19 protein-coding genes, 1 pseudogene and 1 other annotated feature are annotated in these 24,519 nt (G+C 46.2%); of the genes and pseudogenes, 4 read left to right on the top strand and 16 right to left on the bottom strand.

Going from position 1 to position 24,519, the window contains the following annotated elements; genetic code table 11:
* Positions 1 to 124: 124 nt before the first annotated feature.
* The 3 genes from dapA to dapD are packed head-to-tail and all read left to right on the top strand — an operon-like array spanning position 125 to position 2,537.
* Positions 125 to 1,018, top strand: coding sequence for a 4-hydroxy-tetrahydrodipicolinate synthase (gene dapA, locus I579_RS06635; RefSeq protein WP_010754379.1), 894 nt, complete (start codon positions 125 to 127; stop codon positions 1,016 to 1,018).
* 1 nt (position 1,019) lies between these two features.
* Positions 1,020 to 1,811 (top strand): 4-hydroxy-tetrahydrodipicolinate reductase, encoded by a 792-nt coding sequence (dapB, locus tag I579_RS06630; RefSeq protein ID WP_010754380.1) that lies wholly within the window; start codon positions 1,020 to 1,022, stop codon positions 1,809 to 1,811.
* Between the two features lie 12 nt (positions 1,812 to 1,823).
* Entirely contained in the window at positions 1,824 to 2,537 is a 714-nt protein-coding gene (gene dapD / locus I579_RS06625) for a 2,3,4,5-tetrahydropyridine-2,6-dicarboxylate N-acetyltransferase (RefSeq protein WP_010754381.1), read from the top strand.
* Positions 2,538 to 2,913: 376 nt separating this feature from the next.
* Here the strand turns inward: dapD and I579_RS06620 are convergent, their stop codons facing one another.
* The 16 genes and pseudogenes from I579_RS06620 to I579_RS06545 all read right to left on the bottom strand — a co-directional run bounded on the left by I579_RS06620 (position 2,914) and on the right by I579_RS06545 (position 23,320).
* Positions 2,914 to 3,213: a helix-turn-helix transcriptional regulator gene (locus I579_RS06620; RefSeq protein WP_010754382.1), complete on the bottom strand. Its 300-nt coding sequence runs from the start codon at positions 3,211 to 3,213 to the stop codon at positions 2,914 to 2,916.
* A 19-nt stretch (positions 3,214 to 3,232) separates the two neighbouring features.
* Positions 3,233 to 3,568 carry a type II toxin-antitoxin system RelE/ParE family toxin gene (locus I579_RS06615; protein WP_010754383.1) on the bottom strand — a complete coding sequence of 112 codons (336 nt, stop codon included), beginning with the start codon at positions 3,566 to 3,568 and terminating at the stop codon, positions 3,233 to 3,235.
* Positions 3,569 to 3,671: 103 nt separating this feature from the next.
* A complete protein-coding gene (locus tag I579_RS06610; RefSeq protein ID WP_010754384.1) occupies positions 3,672 to 4,535 on the bottom strand; it encodes a VOC family protein in 864 nt (287 codons plus the stop codon).
* Between the two features lie 116 nt (positions 4,536 to 4,651).
* Positions 4,652 to 5,896, bottom strand: a complete 1,245-nt coding sequence (locus I579_RS06605) for a M20 family metallopeptidase (protein ID WP_010754385.1) — start codon at positions 5,894 to 5,896, stop codon at positions 4,652 to 4,654.
* A gap of 62 nt (positions 5,897 to 5,958) precedes the next feature.
* A complete protein-coding gene (locus I579_RS06600; RefSeq protein ID WP_010754386.1) occupies positions 5,959 to 6,795 on the bottom strand; it encodes a MetQ/NlpA family ABC transporter substrate-binding protein in 837 nt (278 codons plus the stop codon).
* Between the two features lie 11 nt (positions 6,796 to 6,806).
* Complete coding sequence (locus I579_RS06595; protein WP_010754387.1) at positions 6,807 to 7,487, bottom strand: methionine ABC transporter permease; 681 nt, start codon at positions 7,485 to 7,487, stop codon at positions 6,807 to 6,809.
* A gap of 41 nt (positions 7,488 to 7,528) precedes the next feature.
* Positions 7,529 to 8,596, bottom strand: a complete 1,068-nt coding sequence (locus tag I579_RS06590) for a methionine ABC transporter ATP-binding protein (protein WP_010754388.1) — start codon at positions 8,594 to 8,596, stop codon at positions 7,529 to 7,531.
* 73 nt (positions 8,597 to 8,669) lie between these two features.
* Positions 8,670 to 8,909 (bottom strand) — a binding site (T-box leader).
* Positions 8,910 to 9,252: 343 nt separating this feature from the next.
* Positions 9,253 to 14,148: a fibronectin type III domain-containing protein gene (locus tag I579_RS06585; protein ID WP_162138697.1), complete on the bottom strand. Its 4,896-nt coding sequence runs from the start codon at positions 14,146 to 14,148 to the stop codon at positions 9,253 to 9,255.
* Positions 14,149 to 14,648: 500 nt separating this feature from the next.
* Complete coding sequence (locus tag I579_RS06580) at positions 14,649 to 15,956, bottom strand: O-acetylhomoserine aminocarboxypropyltransferase/cysteine synthase family protein (RefSeq protein WP_010754390.1); 1,308 nt, start codon at positions 15,954 to 15,956, stop codon at positions 14,649 to 14,651.
* A 171-nt stretch (positions 15,957 to 16,127) separates the two neighbouring features.
* Positions 16,128 to 17,072 (bottom strand): LysR family transcriptional regulator, encoded by a 945-nt coding sequence (locus tag I579_RS06575; RefSeq protein ID WP_010754391.1) that lies wholly within the window; start codon positions 17,070 to 17,072, stop codon positions 16,128 to 16,130.
* A gap of 165 nt (positions 17,073 to 17,237) precedes the next feature.
* Entirely contained in the window at positions 17,238 to 18,467 is a 1,230-nt protein-coding gene (locus tag I579_RS06570; RefSeq protein WP_010754392.1) for an ATP-binding protein, read from the bottom strand.
* 250 nt (positions 18,468 to 18,717) lie between these two features.
* Positions 18,718 to 19,686, bottom strand: a complete 969-nt coding sequence (locus I579_RS06565) for a DHH family phosphoesterase (RefSeq protein WP_010754393.1) — start codon at positions 19,684 to 19,686, stop codon at positions 18,718 to 18,720.
* A 79-nt stretch (positions 19,687 to 19,765) separates the two neighbouring features.
* Entirely contained in the window at positions 19,766 to 21,097 is a 1,332-nt protein-coding gene (locus I579_RS06560; RefSeq protein ID WP_010754394.1) for a DRTGG domain-containing protein, read from the bottom strand.
* Positions 21,098 to 21,101: 4 nt separating this feature from the next.
* Entirely contained in the window at positions 21,102 to 21,794 is a 693-nt protein-coding gene (locus tag I579_RS06555; RefSeq protein WP_010754395.1) for a metal-dependent hydrolase, read from the bottom strand.
* Positions 21,795 to 22,027: 233 nt separating this feature from the next.
* Positions 22,028 to 22,267: a GlsB/YeaQ/YmgE family stress response membrane protein gene (locus I579_RS06550; RefSeq protein WP_010754396.1), complete on the bottom strand. Its 240-nt coding sequence runs from the start codon at positions 22,265 to 22,267 to the stop codon at positions 22,028 to 22,030.
* A gap of 156 nt (positions 22,268 to 22,423) precedes the next feature.
* Positions 22,424 to 23,320, bottom strand: a pseudogene (locus tag I579_RS06545) (SDR family oxidoreductase).
* Positions 23,321 to 23,563: 243 nt separating this feature from the next.
* Here I579_RS06545 and I579_RS06540 point away from each other — a divergent pair.
* Positions 23,564 to 24,511: a magnesium transporter CorA family protein gene (locus I579_RS06540; RefSeq protein WP_010754400.1), complete on the top strand. Its 948-nt coding sequence runs from the start codon at positions 23,564 to 23,566 to the stop codon at positions 24,509 to 24,511.
* Positions 24,512 to 24,519 lie beyond the last annotated feature (8 nt).

Raw genomic sequence — 24,519 nt, 5'->3', positions numbered from 1 at the left:
TTATAGTATATAATCCTAATAATACAGGAATTTTCTGAATATAAAACTATTTTCAGAATAATTTTCAAATTTTTTATTTTGACAAAAGAGTCAAGGAAATCTCAGGGAAGAAAGGTTGAGGAACATGGCGATTTTTGAAGGAGCCGGAGTAGCGTTGGTTACTCCTATGAATGACGACGGTAGCGTGAATTACACCGAGCTACAAAAGCTGACGGAATGGCAGGTCCAAGAAGGCGTAGATGCGATTATCGCCTGTGGCACCACGGGGGAAGCCTCCACGCTGAAAGACGAAGAGCACATTAAGGTAATCGAAACCGTGGTCAAGCAAGTAGCTGGCCGGATTCCCGTTATCGGGGGCACAGGTTCCAATGACACCGCCCACGGGATTCACTTGGCCAAAGAAGCGGAAAAAGCCGGTGCCGATGCGTTATTAGTGGTGACACCTTACTACAACAAAGCCACTAAATCCAGTCTGGTGGCTCATTACGAAGCGATTTGTAGCCAAACGAGTTTGCCGGTAATCTTGTACTCCATCGCCGGGCGCACGGGGCTAAATTTAACGCCGGAAATGGTAGCACGCTTGAAAGAAATTCCCAACGTTCAAGGAATCAAAGAAGCCAGCGGAGACATCTCCCAAATCGTGGCGATTGCCACCTTGGTGGACGATAACTTCGCCTTGTACTCCGGTAATGACGACCAAGTCTTGCCTTTATTATCTGTGGGAGGCTCTGGGGTGATTTCTACTATTGCCAACCTCTTGCCAAAAGAAACCTCGACTATGGTCCACGATTACTTAAAGGGCAACTGGCAAGCGGCTCAAAAGACCCAGCTGGCCCAACTGCCTTTAATCAATGCGATTTTTGCCGAGGTCAATCCGGTACCGGTTAAAGCCGGCGTCAGCCTCTTAGGCAAATGCTCCATGAACTATCGCCTGCCTCTGGGCGTACCGGAAGCTAGTACCCTAGCCAACTTGAAAAAAGCCATGAAAGACTATGGGCTTTTAGCAGAGGAGGTCTAATATGAAAAAAATCATTATTAGTGGCGTCTTAGGGCGCATGGGCCAAGTCTTACAAAGAGCCATTCAAAACGATCCCGGCCTGGTGATTGTCGCAGGGATTGACGCCCATCCGGAAAAAGCCCTACCCGGACAGATAGACTTTCCCCTGTATCAATCGGCAACCGAATTGGCGACTGAGTTTGCCGACACAGCAGATGTCGTTATCGACTTTTCCCACCATTCCGTGGTACCGGAGTTATTAAACGTCTGTGTGGAAAAAAATCTGCCCGTGGTGGTGGCTACCACCGGCCTGGACGAAGACACTAAGGGAATGCTAGCCGTAGCGGCTCAAGTGATTCCCGTCTTCGTTTCCGCCAATATGTCCTTGGGGATCAATGTTTTACTAAAAGCCCTGCAAGCCATTAGCCCGGCCTTGGAGCCCGACTTCAATATCGAAATCATCGAAAAACACCACAATCAGAAAAAAGACGCCCCCAGCGGCACAGCTCTACTGCTGGCGGACGGGATCAATGACAGCTTAACTAAGCCGAAAACCTATGTCTACGGACGCCACGGGTTGGAGTTAAGCAATCCCTTAGACGAAATGGGCATCCACGCGGTGCGGGGGGGCACGATTCCCGGGGAACATACGGTGCTTTATGCCGGACCAGACGAAATCATCGAACTGACCCATACTGCCCTAAGCCGGGATATCTTTGCTAACGGTGCCTTGAAAGCCGCTCTCTTTTTGGCAAAACAACCACCGGGCCTATATGCCATGGCGGACTTACTAGACGCAAAAGAAACTAACTAAAGGACTGATTTTATGGAGTTTACCGATCCTTATGCACTAGCTCGTTACATTAAAGACGCGAAAAAAGCAACTCCGGTCAAAGCCTATCTCACCGGGGATTTACAGAGCATTGCCAATCAAACCCCTGACAATCTTCAACTTTTTGGCCAAGGCTCGTTTTGGTTGGCGATTGGGGATGAAGCGGCGCTGACGGACTTTCTGGCAGCACACCAAGATTTGATTCACAACTCCTACTTGGAAAATGACCGGCGCAATTCCGCTATTCCCCTTTTGGATTTGACCAAAGTGGATGCCCGCATCGAGCCGGGGGCGATTATTCGCGAGCAAGTCACCATTGAAAAAAATGCCGTGATCATGATGGGGGCGGTGATTAATATCGGCGCCTTTATCGGGGAAAACAGCATGATCGACATGAATGCTGTCTTAGGTGCCCGGGCCACCGTGGGCAAGCGCGCCCATATCGGGGCCGGGGCGGTCTTGGCCGGTGTCTTGGAGCCCCCTTCTGCTAGTCCTGTAATCATTGAAGACGACGTATTAATCGGTGCCAATGCCGTAGTCTTAGAAGGCGTCCGGGTCGGCCAAGGCGCCGTGGTGGCCGCCGGATCCGTGGTCACCGCCGATGTCCCAGCAAAAGCCGTAGTAGCTGGCTCTCCAGCCAAACTCATTAAGATGAAAGACGAAAAAACCGCAGGAAAAACCGAGATATTGGATGATTTACGGGGGTAGTTGTCCCTCTTGGTAGATAGAAAAAGGGGCGTGACAATAGTTAAGTCACCGTCCTACGAACCGAATCATACCAAACGTGAGACGCAAGCAAAAGAAGGCTATCTTCCATTAAAATCATTGGAAGATAGCCTTCTTTTCATTGCTAAAAATCTCAAACGCTGACTAAACTTGATTTCATCAAGCTAAGTCAGCGTAATTTGCTTTTTCTCTTTATACGTATGGTAATGTTCTCTCTTCGGACTATGACACAAGAAGTGTCATGATTTTCTATCATCCAAACTTTCTTAATCAATCAATCGTAAACATTCGTTTTTTATCATGTGAAAATTACTTAAATCACAGTCTCGTTTTGCTGATATGTATGGCAATTTGGGAATCAGTGGCCTGCTTTTTGGCTTTCTTCCACAAATTTGATTTCCATTTTTTTGCCTAGCTTTCCGGCAATGTCGACTAATAAATGAATAGAAGGCTCCATGTTACCACTCTCAATTCGAGCGATAGTTGAGCGACTTTTTTCGACTTTTTTGGCAAAAGCGGTTTGATTCAAACCTGTCTGTTGTCGCAAATCGTATACTAGGTCTGCCATATTCAACTTCATAGTTTCTTCTTCATAGGATACGCGAAACGTTTCGCTCGTTTGACTTTTGTCCTTAATCAATTCACTTACTTTACTCATTCGAATGCCTCCTTTTCCTTCAAGCTATTCTGTGATTCGCCTGCGAATCATTTTTGCTCGTTGAATTTCTTTTTTCGGGGGTTTGATTGCTCTTCTTGCTAAAGCCATGGGTGATGTAATACTGGTTTCCGCGCAATTGAAAATAGCAGCCTCGAAGCCAGTGTTCATTGGTTTGAGCACGAATTTCATACAGGTCTTTTTCGAGACGTTTGACTCGTTCTTTACGAATTGAATCTTGTATCCCAGACACTTCTATACGCTGAATGACGGCTAAAAATTTTGCTAAGTCTTTTTCGTTTAATGAATCCAAATAGCTTTGAAACTCCACGCCCCAGTCAAATTCCGGCTTGTTCATCGGCTACCCCCTTGATTGTAGCATATACGCTACACAATGTAAAAAACTTCCCGTCATCAAAACATACGCGTTTTGATAACGAGAAGTCTGTAATAGCAGTGCTTTATTCCCCTTCCACCACCACGACAATGCCATTGGGATCAAGCACAGTCAGGCGGTTGGATTCTTTTTTAAAGTCCACGCCATTTTCTTTAAAGTGTTCTGCCAAGCGAGTGAGCTCAGCCGCATTTGGCACTTGATAGGTATAGTAATCCAAACCCAAATCATGCTCTTCCATAGGCGGAACATTTGCGCCGAGCCAGTTGTTAGCTCCTAGATGATGGTGATAATCACCGGCTGCGAAAAATTTCGCTTGGCTACCGAAATTTCTGGTCAAGGTCAAGCCCATGATTTCCGTGTAAAAGGTGTCGCTAGCGATAAGGTCTGCCACTTTCAAATGCACGTGGCCCACGGTGGTTTCTGGGACAAAACCGGTCCAGTTACGATCTGCCGCCCCTAATACCCCTTCTGCATCCATGGGTTCCGTGACCCCGACGATTTCCCCATCGGCTCGGATATCCCACTGGCTGTGCTCTTTGTCATGATAGACTTCGATGCCATTGCCCTCGGGATCGGTCAAGTACAGCGCCTCGCTGTAGCCATGGTCGCTGGCTCCGGCTAATGGCGCTTCGACTTGCAAATAATGAAACAACGCATTGCCCAAATCCCGGCGAGTTGGCAGCAAAAATGCCACGTGATACAGGCCGGTTCTTCTTGTTAAAGGCAGTGGCTCGGTGATTTTACGCAGACGCAAAAGCGTAGTTTGGCCCACTCCTAGCACGCTTTCCTGTTCATTACTGGCTAGGAGGCTCAGGCCAATCACTTCTTGGTAAAAGGTAGTCATTTTCGCTAAGTTGGCGACTTTCAGGGCTACGTGGCCGATTTTCGTCCCAGCGTCGATTTTAAAAGCAGTCGTTGTCGGATTCATTTCAGGTTCCTCTTTTCTTTTCGCTAAGTGAAGTAACTAGCCTTAGTATATCTACTTACTTTTAGTTAGTACACTTATTTGCTCAAAGGAATCCGACTCACTGTCAGTCGTAGCGGTTAATTGCCTTTTGCCACTTGCTTTTGGTGTTCTTCTTTGATTGCTGCCAAAAGTTCTGGATCTTGCAGTAAATCCAAAGCCGTGGTGGCCAAAAGCTCTGCGGCGATCCCGATGGAGGCTAGGCCTTTGGTGCTGCGGGCGGCGGCTTTAAACTCTTCGGAATGACCGGCGATATACTCGTCGGCAATGGAAACCGTGGGCTGAATCGTAGGAATCACTTGGCTGACATTGCCCACATCAGAAGAACCTTTACTCCCACTATCCCGTTCTTGAATCTCTGTTTCTGGCACACCGGCTTCCTCAGCGTGGCGGAAGAATACTTCATCGAATAAGGGCGTCACGATCACATCGTCCACGGCGTTTTGGAAGAGGCCGAATTCATAGGTGGCACCGGTGGCCAATGCCGCGCCTTTCACGATATTTTCCACTTTTTCATAGACTTGATCCAAGGTTTTCCGGTTGGCCGCCCGCAAATAGAAACGGGCCGAAGCGAACTCGGGAATCACATTGGCGGCTTGCCCGCCATCGGTAATGATGCCGTGGATGTTCACGTCTTTGGGCAAGCTTAGACGCAGGCCGTTGATCCCATTAAAGACTTGCAATAATGCCTCCAAGGCGCTGATACCGGCTTCCGGAGCCCCGGCAGCATGAGATGCCACCCCGTAAAACTTGATATCCACGGGATCGTTGGCCAAAGAAGCCGAGGTTTTCTGGTAGCGATAGCCGGGATGGATGCACAAGGCCGCGTCCACGTCGGTAAAGTACCCATGCTTCACAAAACTCCCCTTAGCCGAGCCGTTTTCTCCGCCTTCTTCCCCGGGAGTGCCGTAAACCCGCAGCTCCCCGCCCACTTCGTCGATCAATTCCTTCAACGCACTGGCTGCCAAGACGGAATACGTGCCAAACAGATTGTGGCCGCACGCATGACCGATGCCGGGAAGGGCGTCAAATTCGGCTAAAAAGGCCAAAGTAGGGCCGGGCTTTTTCCCCTGGTAGCGGGCATCAAAGCCGGTGCGGTGGCCTGCAACGTCTTGCGCTACGGTAAAGCCTTCTTTTTCCAGTTGGGCGACTAAGGCCCCGGAAGAATAAAATTCATAATTGCTGACTTCCGGATGCTCGTGGATGTCTAACGCCAAGGCTTGGTATTCCGGTAAGCGTTTGGCGATAAATTCCTTAATAATCGCGGTTTGAGCTGGCGTATTGGTAGTTTTCGTCGTAAGTGGGTTTGTCGTAGTCGTGGTCATGGTGGTTCCTCCTTTTTTGTTGGGTTTTTCTAGCTGTGTTTGTCGGTCTGGCACAAGTAGGTTTACTTGCGGCCGAAATCTTCCCATGCGGGGATACTCGAGCCTTTCGAGGTTTCTGCAATGACTTTTTCGGTTTCTTTCGTCTGGTAGGCATCGACAATCTTCTGATAGGTTTTATTGTTTGCGTCTTCTTTCCGGGAAACGATGATATTCACATAAGGCCGGGCTTTGTCGTCCACCGGTTCCAGATAAATCGCGTCTTTCGTCGGGGTAAAGCCAGCATCCACCGCTACGCCACTGTTAATCACGGCAGCATCCACATCCGCTAAAGCCCGGGCGGTTTGGGAAGCGTCCAATTCTTCAATCTTTAAGCCCAATTTATTGGCGGTAATATCAGAAGTCGTAGGTGTCTGACCTTTATCTGGGTCCACTTCAATCAGCCCCGCAGTCTGCAAGAGTAAGAGCGCCCGACCGCCATTGGTCACATCATTGGGAATCGCCACCGTAGCTCCGTTTTTCAAGTCTGCTACACTGGTCAATTGATCCGAATAAATCCCTAGAGGCGCGTTCACCGTATTGCCAATGGACACAAGGTCTGTGCCGTGTTCTTTGTTGTAGTTATCTAAGAAAAACTGGTGCTGGAAGGCATTCAAGTCGATTTCCCCTTGGGCCAACGCATCATTGGGCTGATTGTAATCGGTGAATTTCACGTACTCTAACTTGATGTCTTCTTTGGCTAGACGTTTTTGCACATCGTCCCAAACATCCGTATCGTCTCCCACCACGCCTAATTTCACCGTGACAGTCTCGTCTTTAGCCGACTGAGCCGCAGAATTGCTGCAACCCGTTACGAGTAATAAAAACGCTGCGGCGACCAATAATTTCCCTAATTTTTTCATGTGAGTTCCTCCTAATGGCTAATTTTTTTGATAATCAAATTGCTGACAAATTGGCTGATAAATACTAAGACGAGAATCAATAAGGTGGCGACCAACGTCACGTCGGTCTGGAACCGATTGTACCCGCGGGAAATGGCCAAATTGCCTAAGCCCCCGGCGCCCACCGCTCCTGCCATGGCGGTCAAGCCGATCACATTAATAATGGTCAAGGCCCCAGCCCGAACGATTCCAGGCAGGCCTTCTTTTAAGTACACCCGGAAAATGATGCCTAAAGGACTAGTTCCCATGGCTTGGGCGGCTTCGATTACCCCCGGGTCGATTTCCAACAAGGCATTTTCAATCTGGCGGGCAAAAAAAGGAATCACGCCGACGATTAAGGGCACCAAAGCGGCCTTTTCTCCGATGGTCGTGCCCACTAAAAAGCGGGTCGTCACCGCCAAAAGCGCCAGTAAAATAATGAAAGGCACCGAGCGAATCACGTTAATCGCTTTGTCCAAAATTTGATAAACAAAGCCCTGCGCCAAAATGCCTCCCGGGCGAGTCACCACTAACAGCACTCCTAGGAAAATCCCCAGAATTCCGGCAACTAGCGCCGTCCAAAAAGACATGTAAATCGTCTGTTTGGTGGCGGCCCAAATCTCGTTGGGAATCGCCACCACATTGGGAAATGTCTCATAAAACCACGCTTGCATAAAATAACCTCCTTTGATTGTGTAGTAGCGATTGAGAAATCTTAGGCAGAAGCTTCCGTGGCGAGGGGCGCTACCCCAGCTTCTTGCAAGACTTGTACGCTAACCCCTTGTTGCTGCAAATGACGCAAGGCCTGTTGCCGCTGATGAAGCTCCCCTGAAAGAATCACAATTAGGCTACCAATCGGCGTATTTTGCAGAAACTCCACGTTGCCGTAAAGGATATTCGTCGTCACTTGGTAGCGGCTATACAGCTGGGCAATCAAAGGCTCATTGGTCTGCTCTCCCACGTAGGAAAGCTCCACTAGCCATTGATTACTCGCCAGCTTTGCTAGTGTCGGCTGACTAAAAATCGTCTCTAAAGCTTGATCCAAGTGCGTCGCCGTGCGGATAAAGTCTTGAGTCAAAGCTTCTTTAGGTTGGCTGAAAATCTGGACGCTGTTGCCAACTTCGAGAATCCGCCCTTTTTCCATCACCGCTACTTTGTTGCAAATTTCTTTGACGATTTGCATCTCATGAGTAATCAAAACAATCGTCAAGCCTAGCTCTTGATTCAGCCGTTTGAGTAAAGCCAAGATTTGCAAGGTCGTCTTCGGGTCCAAAGCGCTAGTGGCCTCGTCGCACAGAAGAATCGCCGGATCATTGGCCAGCGCCCGAGCGATGGCTACCCGCTGCTTTTGTCCCCCGGAAAGCTGACTAGGATAAGCTAGCTCCTTGTCGGCTAACCCCACCAAATCCAAAAGCTCCGTCACCTTTTGCTGTCGTGCTGCCTTACTTTTGCCCGTATATTTTAAGGAAAAGTCCACATTGTCAAAAACCGTGCGACTATCCATCAGATTAAAATGCTGGAAAATCATCCCGATGCCCTTGCGCTTTTCTCGCAGTTTTTTTTCCGAAAGGGCGGTCAGCTCGGTGCCCGCCACCCAAACCTTGCCGGAACTAGGCCGCTGCAATAAATTCATCACTCGCACCAAGGTACTCTTACCGGCGCCAGAATAGCCTACGATGCCAAAGATATCGCCTTTTTCCACCTGTAGATTGACCTTTTGGACCGCTGTCAGCGCCCCACCTTTTTGTGGAAATACTACGGACACCTCTTGTAATTCAATCATGTCGTTCCCTCCTTTTTGCAGATGCTTGTGCTTCAATAAAAAAAGCATCCTCAAGCAGACGAAAATTCATCTGCTTGAGGACGCTTTTTTGCGTGTTACCACCTCAGTTTGAGCTGCATTCACACGCAACTCCTCTTCAAGTACTACCATACTCTAGCACGCTATCGGGTGCACCCGTTGCCGCCTTACGCAAAAACGCTCGGAGCAAATCACTCGGTGGCCATTTTCTGAAAAATTCCCTTTGCTTCTTCTCAGCAATCGAAGCTCTCTGTTGAAAGTTTGTTTTTCATACTTTCCACGTCACAGTGAAAATATTCTGTTTTTCATTGGTGCTTTTCAGTAAAGTCACTATAGCATGGGGACCCCTTGGGAGGCAATGAATCCGCCAATAGTGTTTTTTTATGAGTGGTTATAGGATTTGGCTATAGGGGGGGACATGCTCTGTGTGAACGATTTTAAAAAGTAGACACCTTTTGAACAAGTGAAGTAACTAACTGAGGTGTTTCCCCCCTTAAATAGTATTGCTTTCATCATAAGATACAAAAAGGTTGCTCAGCACAAAAAATGCCAAGCAACCTAACAGCCTACCTACTGATATAAATTTTCTAACGTCTAACTACAATTAATCTTTTTACCACAGTAAAAATTCTTGTTACTTATTGCTTTTGTTTTCTGCTTTTCCAGAACAAGACTACTGCTAACAAGATGAAACCAATTCCTAACAACAACATATTCTCAACAACTGTATTTGTTTTAGGTAAATTTTTACGAGATGTTTGTGTTCCAGCAACTTGATTTTTCTCCTCTGACTCTTTATCTTTTTCTGGCGAGTTAGGATTTACCGCTGGCTCACTGCTTTCCTTTTCATCTGGCGTTACGGCCTCCGGTTCTGGCTCTGGTTTTGGTTCGGCAGGATTAACGGGCTCATCTAGCGCAACCTCTTCTGTATGCAAGAACACATTGCCTAATTGAGCAGTACTTAAGTTTTTAAAGCGCTCAGTGGTTTGGAAATCCGCAAACCATTCCCCGATTAATTGATTTTTAAAGATTGGTCGTTGAATCTTTAAGGCAGCTACTTTTAATTGTTCAATAGTAAAGGTGCGCGGGTTGCTTTCCGGATTCTTCCATAATCCTGACTGATAAAAAATATTAAAGTTCTTGATTTCCCACTTGGCTTCCAAGACGAGATCTTTTTCATAACCTACTAATCGATCCGTAGCGTCCTTAGTGAATTCAGCATTTTCATCTTGGTAATACCAACCTAAGAATTTATAACCTAATCGCATAGGCTCTTGTAGATCTAAACCTACTTTGGGATCTTGGCTCGTAGGATTATCCGGATGATTGGTACCTCCATTTAAGCGATAATTCACGGCGTAAGTCTGCACTTCTTGATTTTGCACTTCTTTTACTTCACTTTTAACTGGTTCAAATGACAATAGTTCCGTTATCTCTTGATCATAAACTGGTCGGGCAATAGATGCGGTGCCATCTGGAGTAGTTTCATCAAAGTAAACGGCCACTACATTAACGCCTCCTTCTGGAAAATCAGCAATTTTATAAGTGGCACTCTGATTGATTACCGGAATCCGTTCGGTCTGTAAGACTTCACGGCCTACTTCATCATAGAGGTAAAAGGCCATCTCTCCATGAGTTCCTTCTTTACTTAGCTGTCCTTTTACAGTTACCTCTTGGCGATTATTCAGATAATAACCTTCATTTTCATCTTCAATCGCTATCACTTGGCCTGGTTCTTCCTCTTGATTTTCCAAGGAAACAACAGGCTGATTGGGATCTACCAAAGCTTTACGGAGGCCCTCCTCGGTCACATTAAGTTTCAGACTAGTGAAAGCAAAATCGCTATTGTCCTTTGCCACAGCCTTTAAGCGATAGCGCCCAGAATCAAGCTGGCGAAGCTTTTCAAAGGTTAAATTTCCTTTTGTTTGATAAGGAAGTAACGCCTCTAAATCTGGCGCTGCTTTTTCTTCAATGGCCACCCAACTCCCATTGTAACTATCAGAAGCTTCTTGGTAATAATTCCAGTCAAAGTCAACATCTGTGACGCTAGTATCCTTCAAACTACCGACTAATTCCAATTTTTCCCCAACGGATGCTAGAACATTCTCAAATTCATTTAATTCCATCACACTGTTATCTGTCAATATTTTAACTACTAAGGCTCCATCCAATTGGTTGGCTTCTGTAGCAATTGGTTGCAACGGGCTACATTTTTTATTGTTATTAGCATCATAGGATACTGAACGAATTTTGAAGCGGTATTCTTGGCCTGGTTTTAAATCAGCCACTGAATAATGGTCATCACTTGTCTTCCCAATCAATTTATACTGGTCACCAACTTGTTGGAAAAGCTCATATTCTGTTCCCTGACGCTGGCCGACTTCTTTCGTCCAAGCCAATTGAACTGCTGTAGTCGCTACATGTTTCACATGAAATTTTGTTGGTGGTTTGGGCGCAAAGCTGTCCACATCACTATCAGCATTGGTTTTCACCAAGTGTCCTAAGACAATGGGATGATCATCTAAGGCTTCTCCGCCGGCATCTAGTTGGTCTTGTTTTTCCGCTTCACTTAAGCCATTATTCACTACTGAAGTACGCCAAACAGCTGGTTTAACAGTGAAGAAATAGTCTTCAATCTTGGACTTTCCTACTGTGGTTTCTTGGAAGATAGCTTCATCAGGACTATATAGACTAGGATAGTTAAAATCAAATTCCGTTTCATCAAAGCTCATATCCGTCCATAACTGACTATAGCCACCTTGGAGGGCAACGCCAAGATCAACTTTTTGGACGAACTTCACAAATATTCCCTCTTGAGATTCAAAATGAAATTTTGCACCTAGAGCAAGCTGAATATTAAAACCGTGAGAATCGGCTTGTTCATTAGAGATTTTTAGTGAATATTGATCGCTCTTTCCATTATTGTTCACAAGAATCTCTTGGTTCGCATCATGGAAAGCAGTTTTTTTCTTATCTTTTGTTTGAACAGGGATTGCTGACTCACCCCCAATTCTTTGATAAGTGGTTGGGTCCCCTGTCTCGTAGTTAGATACTCCTAACACTTGATTCATATCGATTTCTGGATAGTGTTCCTTTTCCTCTAATAATTCATTGGCCTTCTTTTGGGCTCCATGATAACTCTTTAAAGATAGTCCGCTATAAGTTGCTGGATGCTGAACGGGGATGACCAATTCTTCCTCAGTAGGATCACTGTCTTTTGTTTTCAGCTCATCAGGCACAATAAATTTATAACGATAAGTCACAACGGGTTGACTCAACATCACCACGCTATCTTCAGCGGGAAAACTAAACCTACGGGATTCAATTTTGGTCTGCATTTTGGAGCTTTCCCCTATATATTGAGCCAAGAGCTCCGCATTAATACTCATGGAAAAGTCTGCTTCCGCAATAATAAAATTAGTTTTGATTCCCACAGTCGTCGAAGCATCTGCTTTCACCCCAGCATTCCAGCTTCCCTTCGTTCCCTTACCAGAGCCACTGGTCATCACAAAATCCGTGGTTCCCATGGGACTAGCATCGGCATGACGGGAAAGTTCTTTCCAATAAGGATTGGCTTGAACAATTGCGGCAATTTGCGGCTTACTCCAACTGCATTCTTTGCCCTCGTAGCTATATTGAAGCTGATCTTCATCTATATCGATTGGGACAGCGGTCAAAAAAGTCCCGTTGCCGTTACGATCACCAGCTTTAATCAGTGATTCATTTTCATAGTTGGTATGCATTTTCCCATCTTTTTCCCAAGAAAATGTAATACCCAAAGAATCACTAATACTGCTAGCTCTCCTGCCAATAACGGTTACCAATTGTTCCCGAGGTTCTTTGGCCGAAATCCGCATAAAATAAGCCGAACGGATATAAGGATTCGTTAAATTCTGACTATCTTTTTGATTGGCAACTAGTTGCAATTGGCCTGTTGCTGGATCAGACATAAAACTAGCTTCTTTAAAAATAACTGCTTGGGATTTTTGTTCATCTACACCCAAGGTTCCTGGATTAATATCTACAATTCTGCCACCAATAAAGGCAGATTCACGTAAGGTATTCTGATGATAGTTACCTACAGCTAAAGGAATCGGTTGTTTTAGATTCAGTATTTTCTTCGTTTTCCCGACGTCTCCCACAGTATGGGTTGCGATTTCTTTTGCACCCCCTACAGAGTTATTAAAGATCGACTGATAGCCCCACTCTTTCCCTTTACTTGCCACTGAATTTTTTTCATAGGAAATCAATTGAATCAAGTTCTTATTGCCATCTTTATTGGTTCCACCAACGAGCAGTTCTTTTACAGTATCCCCATTTAAGTCGCCTTCTTCAGCCGACGTAAACTGCATACCGTGAAACTGAGTCGCATAGACTTCTGCCATTTTCTTTTGCTTTTCACCTTGCTTGTAAATACTGTGAATCGAAAGCCAAGAACCTTCCACATCTACATCTACATTCCTATCCGGAGAAGCAGACAGACTGATTACTAGGTCATCCGCATTGGTCGTAAAATCTTTGCCATCTTGAGGATTTTTTGCCAGACTAGAAGTCGTCAATTGTACCAAAGGAAGCTGATTCCAAGCGAGTGCCGTTGCTTCGGAGCCAAATAGATTCTGAGCTTTATTCCCTCCGAGGCTGGCCAATTTAATCGGTGGCAAGCCATCTTTTTCCGTTAACTCCACAAACCCACGATCTTTTTTGTAACCCACAAAAAGAATCGTGGGTCCTTGATAATGACCGGTTTCGCCACAGGTAGAAGGCAAGTACACAGCTACCTCTTCAACCCCATCTCCATTAAAATCTCCAGCAGTCATGGCATTTAAGCCACTGACCCGATCACTATCCACATTTTCCATATCATTTTTTTTGGCTGTTGTTTTACTATCTGCCAAATGAATTTTATGGCGGCTGACACCGCCACCGTCATATCTAGCTAAACTGTAATTGGAAGTGTATTTATTCCGTCTAAAAACCTGAAACATCATCTTACTATATTCTGTGGTGTCGTTGTATTGGGGATTGTTTTCAATATCGTTGTACTTTCCCGCTCCAATAAAATTTTGCAAAACCAGTGGTGGCGCATCTTTCTCCCCCTTAAAACTAATTCCATTATTAAATTGATACTCAAAATTTTCATTCATAAAATCTACGTGAGTCCAATCTCCAAGCCCCTTTGCATTGGGCCACTGTGATTCATTGACGAGTTTCAGGCTTGCTGTCTTTTCCAAGGATGCAGGCTGTGTTTCTAAAAAACGACTACGCCCTTCAAAATGTTGCTCATCCATATTCATCCAACTGACGTATAATTCTGACAGCGAGGAAGTCTGATAACCCGATAGCGGAGCATTTTCTGCAACATCTTCATCAGTAAATGCTTCCGGGGGATTTAAGTCTAAATCAAAATTATCATAGATTTCATCCGTTACTTCATTGTTCTCTGCGGCCACCACCTGCTTTTCTCCTAGTGAGAAAAGTATATTTCCCCCGATACCCACCAACCCTACAAGTCCACCAAGAACTATTTTTTTCATAAAACCGCCCATTTTTAATCAAACCCTAATTTTTCTCTTTTTATTTTAATTATACCAAGAATCAAGCGTTTCCCCTAACAATTTCCCTCTTATAACAACCTTTAACGCCATTTTTCAGAAGAATCGATCCTTTATAACATTAAAAAACGACTATTGAATCAACAGAAATAACTGCATGACAACCACGTGTAAAATGAAGTTACCATAACATCATTTGATCAGCCGTTTAGGAGTTATCATGCGTTAACTTTATTTACAAAGATAGAAAGTTCAGAAATCAGTCGGATGGTCACTTCTATTTTTTCAGAGAACTGAAAGTCTCCCCTTTTTTCAAAATGTTCCTCCAACTTCCTCATAAATCCCCACAAAAAAACCAGCTTCTTCCTGGCTTTGGGGGCAGAAGTTACTGGTTTCTTGAAACTTATTTAATGACGTCTAATTTACAGAAAAGCATTTTTGATTGGATAGGCGCTTTTGCCTAACGAACCATTGCTAGTGCCCTACACCCCACTCCCCACTTTTGCAAAAGCTCGTTCCAAAGCCACCAACAAGTCTTCTACCCGCTCCAAGCCCACGGACAGGCGAATGGTATTAGGCTTGATGCCTTGTTCGGCTAGTTCTTCCGGCGTGGACTGGCTATGGGTGGTGGTGGCCGGGTGAATCACCAAAGATTTCACGTCTGCCACATTGGCCAAAAGGGAAAAGATTTCCAAATTGTCGATGAATTCTTGGGCGTCTGCTTGGTCGCCTTTGATTTCAAAGGTGAAAATCGAGCCGCCGCCTTGTGGGAAGTATTTCTGATAAAGCCCGTGACTGGTCTCTGTGGCCAGTGATGGGTGATGCACGGCTTCCACTTGGGGATGCTTGGCCAAAAAGTCCACCACTTGCAAAGCGTTTGCCACATGGCGCTCCACCCGTAAAGACAAAGTTTCCAAACCTTGCAGGAATAAAAAGGCATGAAATGGGGACAATGTAGCGCCGGTATCTCGCAAAAGTACAGCGCGAATGTAAGTAACAAAAGCCGCCGCCCCGGCCGCTTGGGTGAAGGAAACTCCATGGTAGCTGGGATTTGGCTCGGTTAACCAAGGGTACTTGCCACTAGCATTCCAGTCGAAATGGCCCCCGTCCACAATCACGCCCCCGATAGCCGTGCCGTGACCGCCGATGAATTTCGTCGCCGAGTGAACCACGATGTCCGCTCCGTATTCCAAAGGTCGCAATAAATACGGCGTCGCAAAGGTGGAGTCCACAACTAGGGGAATCTGATATTTGTGAGCCACTGCGGCAATTGCCTCAATATCCGCCACATTGGAGTGGGGATTGCCCAAACTTTCGATGAAAATCGCTTTGGTGTTGTCCTGAATGGCGGCTTCCAAAGCAGCGGGTTCCGGGTCGGCAAAAGTGATGGTTACGTTATTTTTTAACGGCAAGGTGTGGGCTAAGAGGTTGTACGTGCCCCCGTAAATCGTCTTAGCCGCCACAATGTGTTCCCCAGATTTCGCTAAGGCTTCGATGGTATAGCTTACCGCCGCGGCTCCAGAGGCCAAGGCTAGTGCGGAAACCCCGCCTTCCAAAGAAGCAATCCGGGCTTCAAAGACTTCCTGGGTGGGATTGGTCAAGCGGCCGTAAATATTTCCCGCATCCCGTAAGCCAAAGCGGTCAGCAGCGTGCTGGGTGTTATCAAATACAAAGGAACTAGAGGCATAAATCGGGACTGCTCTGGCACCGGTGGCCGCATCCGGTGTTTCTTGTCCTACGTGAAGTTGGCGGGTTTCAAAGCCCCAATTACTGAAATCTTCTTTGGTCATCTGTCTTCCTCCTCGATTTGCCAGACGTCTCCATCCGTCTGGTGATTGTCCGTATCATAACAAGCACTAGCTTCTTTGCCCAATACAAAAAAAACAGAGCCAGCCATAGTTTTAAACTATGACCGACTCTGTTGCTCATAAAGTTTTAGAAAGACACCAGCGAAAAAGCGGTCATTCCCCGATTGTCTCTTTTACTGGTTCAAGGCCCAACTCCGACCGCAATGCCGTCAAAAAACGTTTACCCATTTGGCTCAGTTGCATATTCTCCCGCATAATATAACCGATTTCCATGGTGCTGTTGGGGCAGTCAGGACTTTCCGCAAAGGGAATCGCCACATATTCGGAGCCATTTAACTCCTGAGAAATAATCCCGGAACACAAGGTGTAGCCGTTTAGTCCAATCATCAAATTCAACATGGTGGCCCGATCATTGGCCCGAATAATCTGGGGATACTCGTTGGTGGACAAAATCTCCTCCGCCAAATAAAACGCACTGTCATCCCCTTGCTCGAAGGCCAAACAAGGATAGTCCGCCAACTCCTCAAAGGAAATCGCCGGCTGCTGAGCTAAAGGATGCTCCCGCCACAAATAGACGTACGCCTGGCATTGAATCAATGGATAAAAGCGCAGATTGGCGCTTTGCAACAGCTTTTTCATAGGCTTGTGATTGGCCTCGGACAAATACAAAATCCCTAGCTCACTCTTTAAATCCCGCACATCGCTAATGACTTCTCTGGTCTGAGTCTCCCGAATGGCAAACTCGTAGCGGGACATATCAAAGGACTTAGCCAACTCCACAAAGGCCTTTACCGCAAAGGAATAATGCTGCATGGAGACCGCAAACTTTTGCTTCCGGGTACCCTCGTCCTTGTAAGCCAACATCAAGTCCTCATACTGCAAGTAGAGTTCCTTGGCGCTGCGCAAAAAATCCGCACCCTCAGGAGTCAGCGTCACCCCTTTGGAATGCCGGTGAAAAATGGTCAAAGAAAGCTCACTTTCCAATTCCTTGATCGCCGTGGAAATCGTTGGCTGAGACACGTACAAGGTCTCGGCGGCTCCGCTTAACGAACCACAGCTGGCAATGGTAATCAAATAATGCAACTGAACAATCGTCATCTTCTTTCCCCCAGTGAATTGTCAGATAATTTGTCCCAGTATAGCATAAAAGGGCGCAAGTGGGGGTTACACAAGCGCTACACCGAGACTAGCCACGGGACTAGCCGGTGGTGGGGAGGACAAAAACGACCACCGACTGCTTGGACCGGACCATTTTCGTAAAATTCACCAATTTTCGTCTAGCAGCCATTCCACCAAATTCCGATGACGGATTCCTTCCGCATCGCTGGTAAACAAATCTAACGTTAGCAAAAGCTTCTCGTAGTTGTCCTGGATTTCTTTCAAAGGTCTAAATTCCCTCATTCGGGTTTCCGCAGATGCTAAGAGATAGCTCACCTGCACATACTTTCGATTAATACCTGTAGCCCCCTTACGTTCAGCAATGAAATCCACCTCATATTGATTCGTTTTTCCTACTGAAACTTCATAGCCCCGTGCCATCAATTCTAACAACACAATATTCTCCAAAATCAGCTCCACATCTTCCTCATTTCGACCGATAATCGCTTGACGCAAACCGTGATCTACCACGTAATACTTTTCCTGGGAACCCAAAAATCTCTTACCTTGAATGTCGTAGCGGCGCAGTGGAATAATCGCATAGGCGTCTACTGCAAAACTCAAATAGTTCAAAACAGTAGTGACAGAAGCGTTGACTCCCTCATTCTTCAAATATTTCACTACCGAATTTGCAGAAAAAGTCCGGCCAATATTTCCAAGTACATAGCTCAATAATCGCCGCAATAGTTCTGGATCACGGATACTTTCCCGTTCAATGATATCCTTCAAGATAATCGAATTATACACGTCGGCCAAATAATTGACCCGATCTCGGTATTGCATATTTTGAGCCACCAAAAAAGGCATGCCGCCTTCCAGTAAATACGCTTGAAACAGCTCCTGATTGCTGCGCTCATCTGCCACACTCCTTCGCCCTTGAACATATTCCGAAAATTTGAAAGGGTAAATTTCAAACTGAACATAACGCCCACCAAGCAAAGTTGCCAATTCGCCAGAAAGCAGTTTCGCATTAGATCCCGTGATGTAAATATCCACTCGCTCTTGAAAAGTCGCTCGCAGTGAATTAATTACTTTTTCAAATTGCTGAACCTCTTGAATCTCATCCAAAAATAAATAGACTTTCCCTTCGATTTGCTGGATTTGTGCTTCTAGATAGTCGTTTAACGCGTGATATTCTAAATAGGGTTCAAAAATCAATTCCTCAAAATTCATGGTAATGAACTGATCACGACGAATTTCTTTTGCTAACAAATACTCCTGAATCATGGTTAACATCATGGATTTTCCGGATCGCCTGACCCCTGTCATCACCTTAATTAATTCCGTATCAATAAAGGGAATCACATCATTTAAATAGTTGCTACGAATAATCATTGCCCTCACCTCCATTTCCAGTATACTGGAAATTTAAGTGATTTCCAATTTCTTTGTCCACTATAATGGAAATAGAATCTTATTTAAGCAATTTTATCCAGTACAATGGAAACTAATTACGTTTCCATCAGTTTTATCCCTTACGCTAGAAACTCTCACGCTTTTCTTTCTACTTTCTTTCTACTTTCTTTCTACAAAAAAAACCGTCTCCCAGCATTCTGGCAGACGGTTTTCACACATAGCAATTTCTTTATTCTTCCCCTTCCTGAGCCACGTACTCCCGGCACAGTTCTTGGATTTCTTGGTAAATCTCTTGGACTTCTGCCAAATCTCGGGCATTGGCGCCACTGGCCAAAGGATGGCCGCCTCCATGGTGGCGCTTGGCGATGGTATTGATCACCGGGCCTTTGGAGCGTAGGCGCACCCGGTAATAGCCTTCTGGTTGGTGGACGAAAATCGCCCAAGCCAAGATTTCGTCAATGGTTCCCGGCAAAGGCACAATCGCCGCCGTTTCCGAGTCTACCACGCCGAATTCGTCTAAGCGTTCTTTCGGCAAAATCACTTGGGCCGCACCGTTTTTGTCGCTGGAGATGTTTTCGTACACATAGCCAGACAAGCGGGCAACTTTAAGGGAAATCTGTTGCAGCTGACGGTTTAACAAAGCCGCATCAAAGTCATAGGTCAACAATTTGCCAGCGACTTCCAAGGTGTATGAAGTGGTCGCCGGGTACAAGAAGCGCCCGGTGTCTCCTACGATACCGGCATAAATCAGCCGGGCCGCCTCATTGGACATTTTCAATAAATCCGGGAAGGAAAATGCCAAATCCGCAATCATTTCACTACAGCTAGAAGCGTGGGTATTGACCCAAACCAAATCTCCGTATGGCTCGTCGTTAGGATGATGGTCGATTTTAATCAGCAAATCCCCTAGATTGTAGCGCTGGTCGGAAACGCGCGGGGAATTGGCGGTATCCGTGACGATCACCAAAGAACCTTGGTACATCTCGTCGGTGACTGCTTGCATCTCCGCCAAGTAGTCCAAGCCTTCCACCGGGCCCCCTACTTGATAGATTTCTTTTTTGGGAAAACTTGCCCGCAACACTTCCGCCAAGCCCACTTGGGAACCTAGAGCATCCGGGTCTGGACGCATGTGGCGGTGGATGATAATCCGGTCATATTTTTGAATGGCACTTAAAATTTCTTGTCTAATACTGGGCATACTACCCCTCGTTTCTGTAAAGAATTTGCATAAATGGTACTTAACTTTCGCTGTCCCTCAGCCAGCTTATGGCCTTAGCCTAAGGTCGTTCCAATAATTGGCAGACCACTAGCGCTTTAGCTACCAAAGTGTTTTCCATGTAGACCTCGATATCAAGCTTTGCCGAACGCCGCCCCAACTCCAAAATCCGGGGTTTAATCACCAACTGGCTTTCCAGTTGAATCAAGCGGAAATAGTGCAAGTTGACTTGCTCGATCCAGGTATTCCGCCGTTGGGAGAGGTACAAGGTGCGCTTGGTGACATTGGCCACGATTTCGCTCAAGACCCCAAAAGAAATCGTCCCCACTTCGTTAACCATCTGAGGAGTCACGGCAAAGACAAACTCCGGCACATCTTTTTTGCGGCCTTCACTGTCTTCTTCAATTAACTGGATTTCCCCGGCGATTTGGTCGCTAATGGTATCGGACATCTGGGTCTGGCGCTGCACCAACTGCATAGCCTTCATAACGTCTTGACGGGAAACCAAGCCCACCAAAGTCAAATCATCGCTCACCACCGCCATGACTTCTAAGCCGTCCCAAATCATCTGGTGACTGACGGAAGCGATACTCATCTCCCGCTTCACAAAAATCGGGTCCTTGGTCATTACCCGCTCAATACTTTGTTTATCCGGTTTTTCCAAGATATCCTTGGCGGTAACGATCCCTACTAGGCGCATGCTGCGATTGACCACAGGAAAGCGGGAATGATTGGTCAACTCCGCGATTTTCTTGTAGTCTTTCACCGTGTCTTGGGTGTTCAAGTACATGGTTTTTTCAATGGGTACGTAAATATCCGACACCAGCATAATGTCTTTTTTGATCAATTGGTCGGACAAGGCCCGGTTAATCATGGTGGCCACGGTGAAGGTATCATAGGTGGTGCTTAAAATCGGCATCTCCACCTCATCGGCCAAGCGACAAATCTCCGGGGTGGTCTTAAAGCCCCCGGTAATCAGCACCGCCGCCCCGTCTTCTAGGGCCATCTGATGAACTTCTTCCCGGTTCCCCACAATCATCAAAGAGTCCGGAGTAATGTAGCGCTCCATGGCTTCTTCTTTCATGGCGCCGATGACAAACTTGTGCAAGACCTTATTCAAGCCCGCCTCCCCACCCAGGACTTCTCCTTCGATGATTTGGACGACTTCCCGGAAAGTCAAACGCTCAATGTGTTTTTTTAATTTTCGTTCAATGCGGATCGTCCCCACCCGCTGAATGGTGGAAACCAGTCCCACGTTTTCCGCGTCTTTAATGGCCCGATAAGCGGTACCTTCCGAGACATTCAACTCTTTGGCGATGCCTCGCACGGAAATCCGCTCTCCGATTGCCAGACTTTCAATGTAATTTAAAATCAAATCGTGTTTCGTGGCCATGGTTTCAACTCTTTTCTAGTGTAATGGATTCCCCCGGTTGTAGGACTTTGCCCATTTTCGCCGGCAGTTTTTGCGCAAAGCTTTCCGGATCTTGCTCGATCACCGGAAACGTATTGTAATGAATCGGTACTACCAACCGAGCGTTTAAATCCGCCGCGGCCAGCAAAGCTTCCTCTGGTCCCATGGTGAAATTATCCCCGATTGGCAAAAAGGCCACGTCTAATAAATGCTCCCGGCCGATTAAGCGCAAGTCGGAAAAATAATTGGTATCCCCAGCGTGGTAGATGCACTGACCGTCAATGGTCAAAACCAGTCCCGCGGCTAGCCCCATGTAGCGAGCCACCCCGTCGATGGTCAAGGAACTACTGTGTTGGGCGGGCACCATTTTCACCCGACCGAAAGGAAAGGTAAAACTGCCTCCCAGATTCATGCCGTGGGTCTTTTTGACCCCTTGGCTCGCCGCGTATTCCGCGATTTCCACCATGGCAATCACCGTGGCGTCGCATCTTTTGGCAATGGCCACCATGTCCCCGATATGATCGGAGTGGCCGTGAGTAATCAAGATATAGTCTGCTTGGGCTTCACTGGCGGAGATGTCCGCTAAGGGATTGCCGGTGAAAAAAGGATCAATCAACAATTTGTGGCCGGCTTTGGTAGTGATTGCTACCGCCGCGTGCCCATGATAAGTAATTTGCATTTTTTTCGCTCCTTTTTCAATCTCTGGCATAACAACCAAACCTCATAAACAATGGGGCTTTGTGCGCCAGCCCCCAATAACGATTGCAACAGATACAGTATAACAGATAAAACAGTAGAAATCTTCTGGAAGATTTTGAACGGGACTATTTTTCTGGCACAAAAAAATCCCCCAGTCAACAGACTGGAGGTATAGCTAAAGACTCTAGTAGGGAAGAATCTCACACTCGCTAGTTATTTGGCTCGACTAAAGAAGAACGAAACCACGGCGACTAAAATCACCGCACCTAAAATCGATGGAATCAGCGCCATGCCTGCTAAGGATGGTCCCCAAGAACCGAAGAGGGATTGCCCGATAGCAGAACCCACCAAACCAGCAATGATATTCGCAATCCAGCCCATTCCTTTTCCTGTGATTGCACCAGCAACTGCACCAATAATAGCACCGACAATTAATGACCAAATAAGACCCATAATAAATTCCTCCTTTTAAATTTTTGACTATGCTTGTTTGCGATAATCCTCACTAATTTTTTTCACTTGCAATATGACCGGTAGAATGACGATGGCTAAAGACAAAAGCAACTTCACTTTACTTTTTTTCATGCGTCACAACTCCTTTTTTTGTTTTTACAAGTTAATCGCTTCGCCGCCAGTCACCCCATAAATCTGGGCAGTGACATAGCTCGCTTCATTGGATGCCAAGAAGACGTATACAGGGGCTAATTCCACCGGTTGTCCTGCTCGTTCCATCAAAGAATCTTGACCAAAGACTGGTAATTTTTCTTTTGGTTGCCCTTCGTCTAGCTGTAAGGCCGTCCAAATCGGTCCCGGTGCCACACCGTTGACTCGGATGCCCTTTTTGCTCAACTGCTTGGCTAGCCCTACCGTGAAGTTGGCGATGGCGGCTTTCGTCACCGCGTAGTCCAACAAATGGCCACTCGGGTTGAAGGCTTGTACCGAGGTGGTGGTGATAATACTTGCTCCCGCCGGTAAATGAGGCAGGGCCGCTTGCACCGTGGCGAACATGGAAATAATATTCACCTCAAAAGTGTCCCGGACTTGCTCCATGGTCAGCCCTTCAATGGTAGGCTGGGTAATCTGCTGAGCGGCATTTAACACCAAAGTATCCAAGCCACCCAGTTCTTTTGCGGCCTGCGCTACCATTTTTTCCGGTGCGTCAGTTTCTCGCAAGTCATAGGGTAACAACACGGCTTTGCGTCCAGCATCTTCTACATACTACTTTGCCACTTGTTTGGCATCTGGTTCTTCCCCAGGATAAAACTGGATGGCGACATCCGCTCCTTCTCTGGCAAAGGCAATCGCCGCCGCTCGTCCAATCCCCGAGTCCCCTCCGGTAATCAGCACCCGCCGATTCAGTAGACGTTCGTGACCTTCGTAGCTGTCCTCGCCACAATCCGGTACAGGTTTCATCTTCTTCTGTAAGGCCGGGGTGTCTTGATCCTGCTTGGGAAACTCGTCCTCGTAAAATAACTCACGGGGATCTTTCAAAATCGGGTCAGTCATTTCCTCACTCCTAACATAATGTTGATGTTCCAATTTTATACTAATATAAACATCATTTTTTTAAAAGGAAAGTGGATTATTCTTGCATAAAAGCCTTGAAAATTGACGTTTTTATGCAAATGTTCTATCGTAAAAGTGAGTGCTATAACAGTCATCCTTACAGATAGTAAGCGATTTCGTCAGTCAAATGTGGTCCCTTGCCTAGTCATTAATTATTCTGAAAAAGATTAAAGGAGAATGAAGATGATTTTGCGATTTAGTATAACAAAAGATGGCATTATTTCTGCTAATGAAGAACTTTGTAACTGGCTAGTCATTCAAGAAGCGAGCACGACTGAACTCACCCAAATCGTGAAAAAATATCAACTGCCCCATGATCTGTTTATCGGTGGCGATGACGCCGAGGAAATCACCCACTACGAAAAAATGCCCAATGGCAAGCTTGGGGCATTGACCATCCTTTCTTTGATGAACTTAAATACCGATCAAGAACTGCCCATTGAAAAACGTCTGGAACCACTGATTTTCGTCTTCGCTCAAGAGCTTACCATTACCTTTGTAGGAGACAACTCCCACTTTATCGACGACTTTCTCAAACAAAATGCTCAAAAAATCACAAGCAAAGAACGCCTCTGCGGCTACATCATTAAAATGACCTATACGCATTATTTGAAAGAATTAAAATACATTAAAAAAGAGATTGACGCTTTGGATCAAGCCGCCCGCACCACGACGAAAAACGAAGAGTTGTTTCGCCTAGCAGACACCCAGCGCACCATGGTTTATCTGGACAATACCCTGCAAGGGCAAAAAGAAACCTTGAACTACCTCTGGGAAGAAACCGATTTTCCCGACCAACTGGACGAACCCAATTTGTTATACAATATCCGCCTACGACAGGCCCACGCGGAAGAACGAGTGCTGATTTATCGGGATTTACTGGAAACCATCGGCGGTCTGTTTAACGACATGATGAGCAATAATTTGAACCACTTGATGAAATACTTGGACTCCGCGGCGCTGGTGATTTCCGTGCCCGCCTTGATTTCTGGTATTTGGGGGATGAATACCGGGGGACTCCCGGGCAAAGGCACTAAGCTCGGCTTTTTCTTCATTATCATTTTAGGTGTTATTTTAACCCTCCTCACCGGACTGCATTTAAAACGCAAAGATTTCTCAAAAACCAAATAAGGAGGACG

It is taken from the genome of Enterococcus asini ATCC 700915, from assembly GCF_000407365.1.
Taxonomy (GTDB): Bacteria; Bacillota; Bacilli; order Lactobacillales; family Enterococcaceae; genus Enterococcus_C; species Enterococcus_C asini.
Note: the sequence above shows the minus strand (reverse complement) of the source record. Positions and strands in the feature narration are given on the sequence as shown.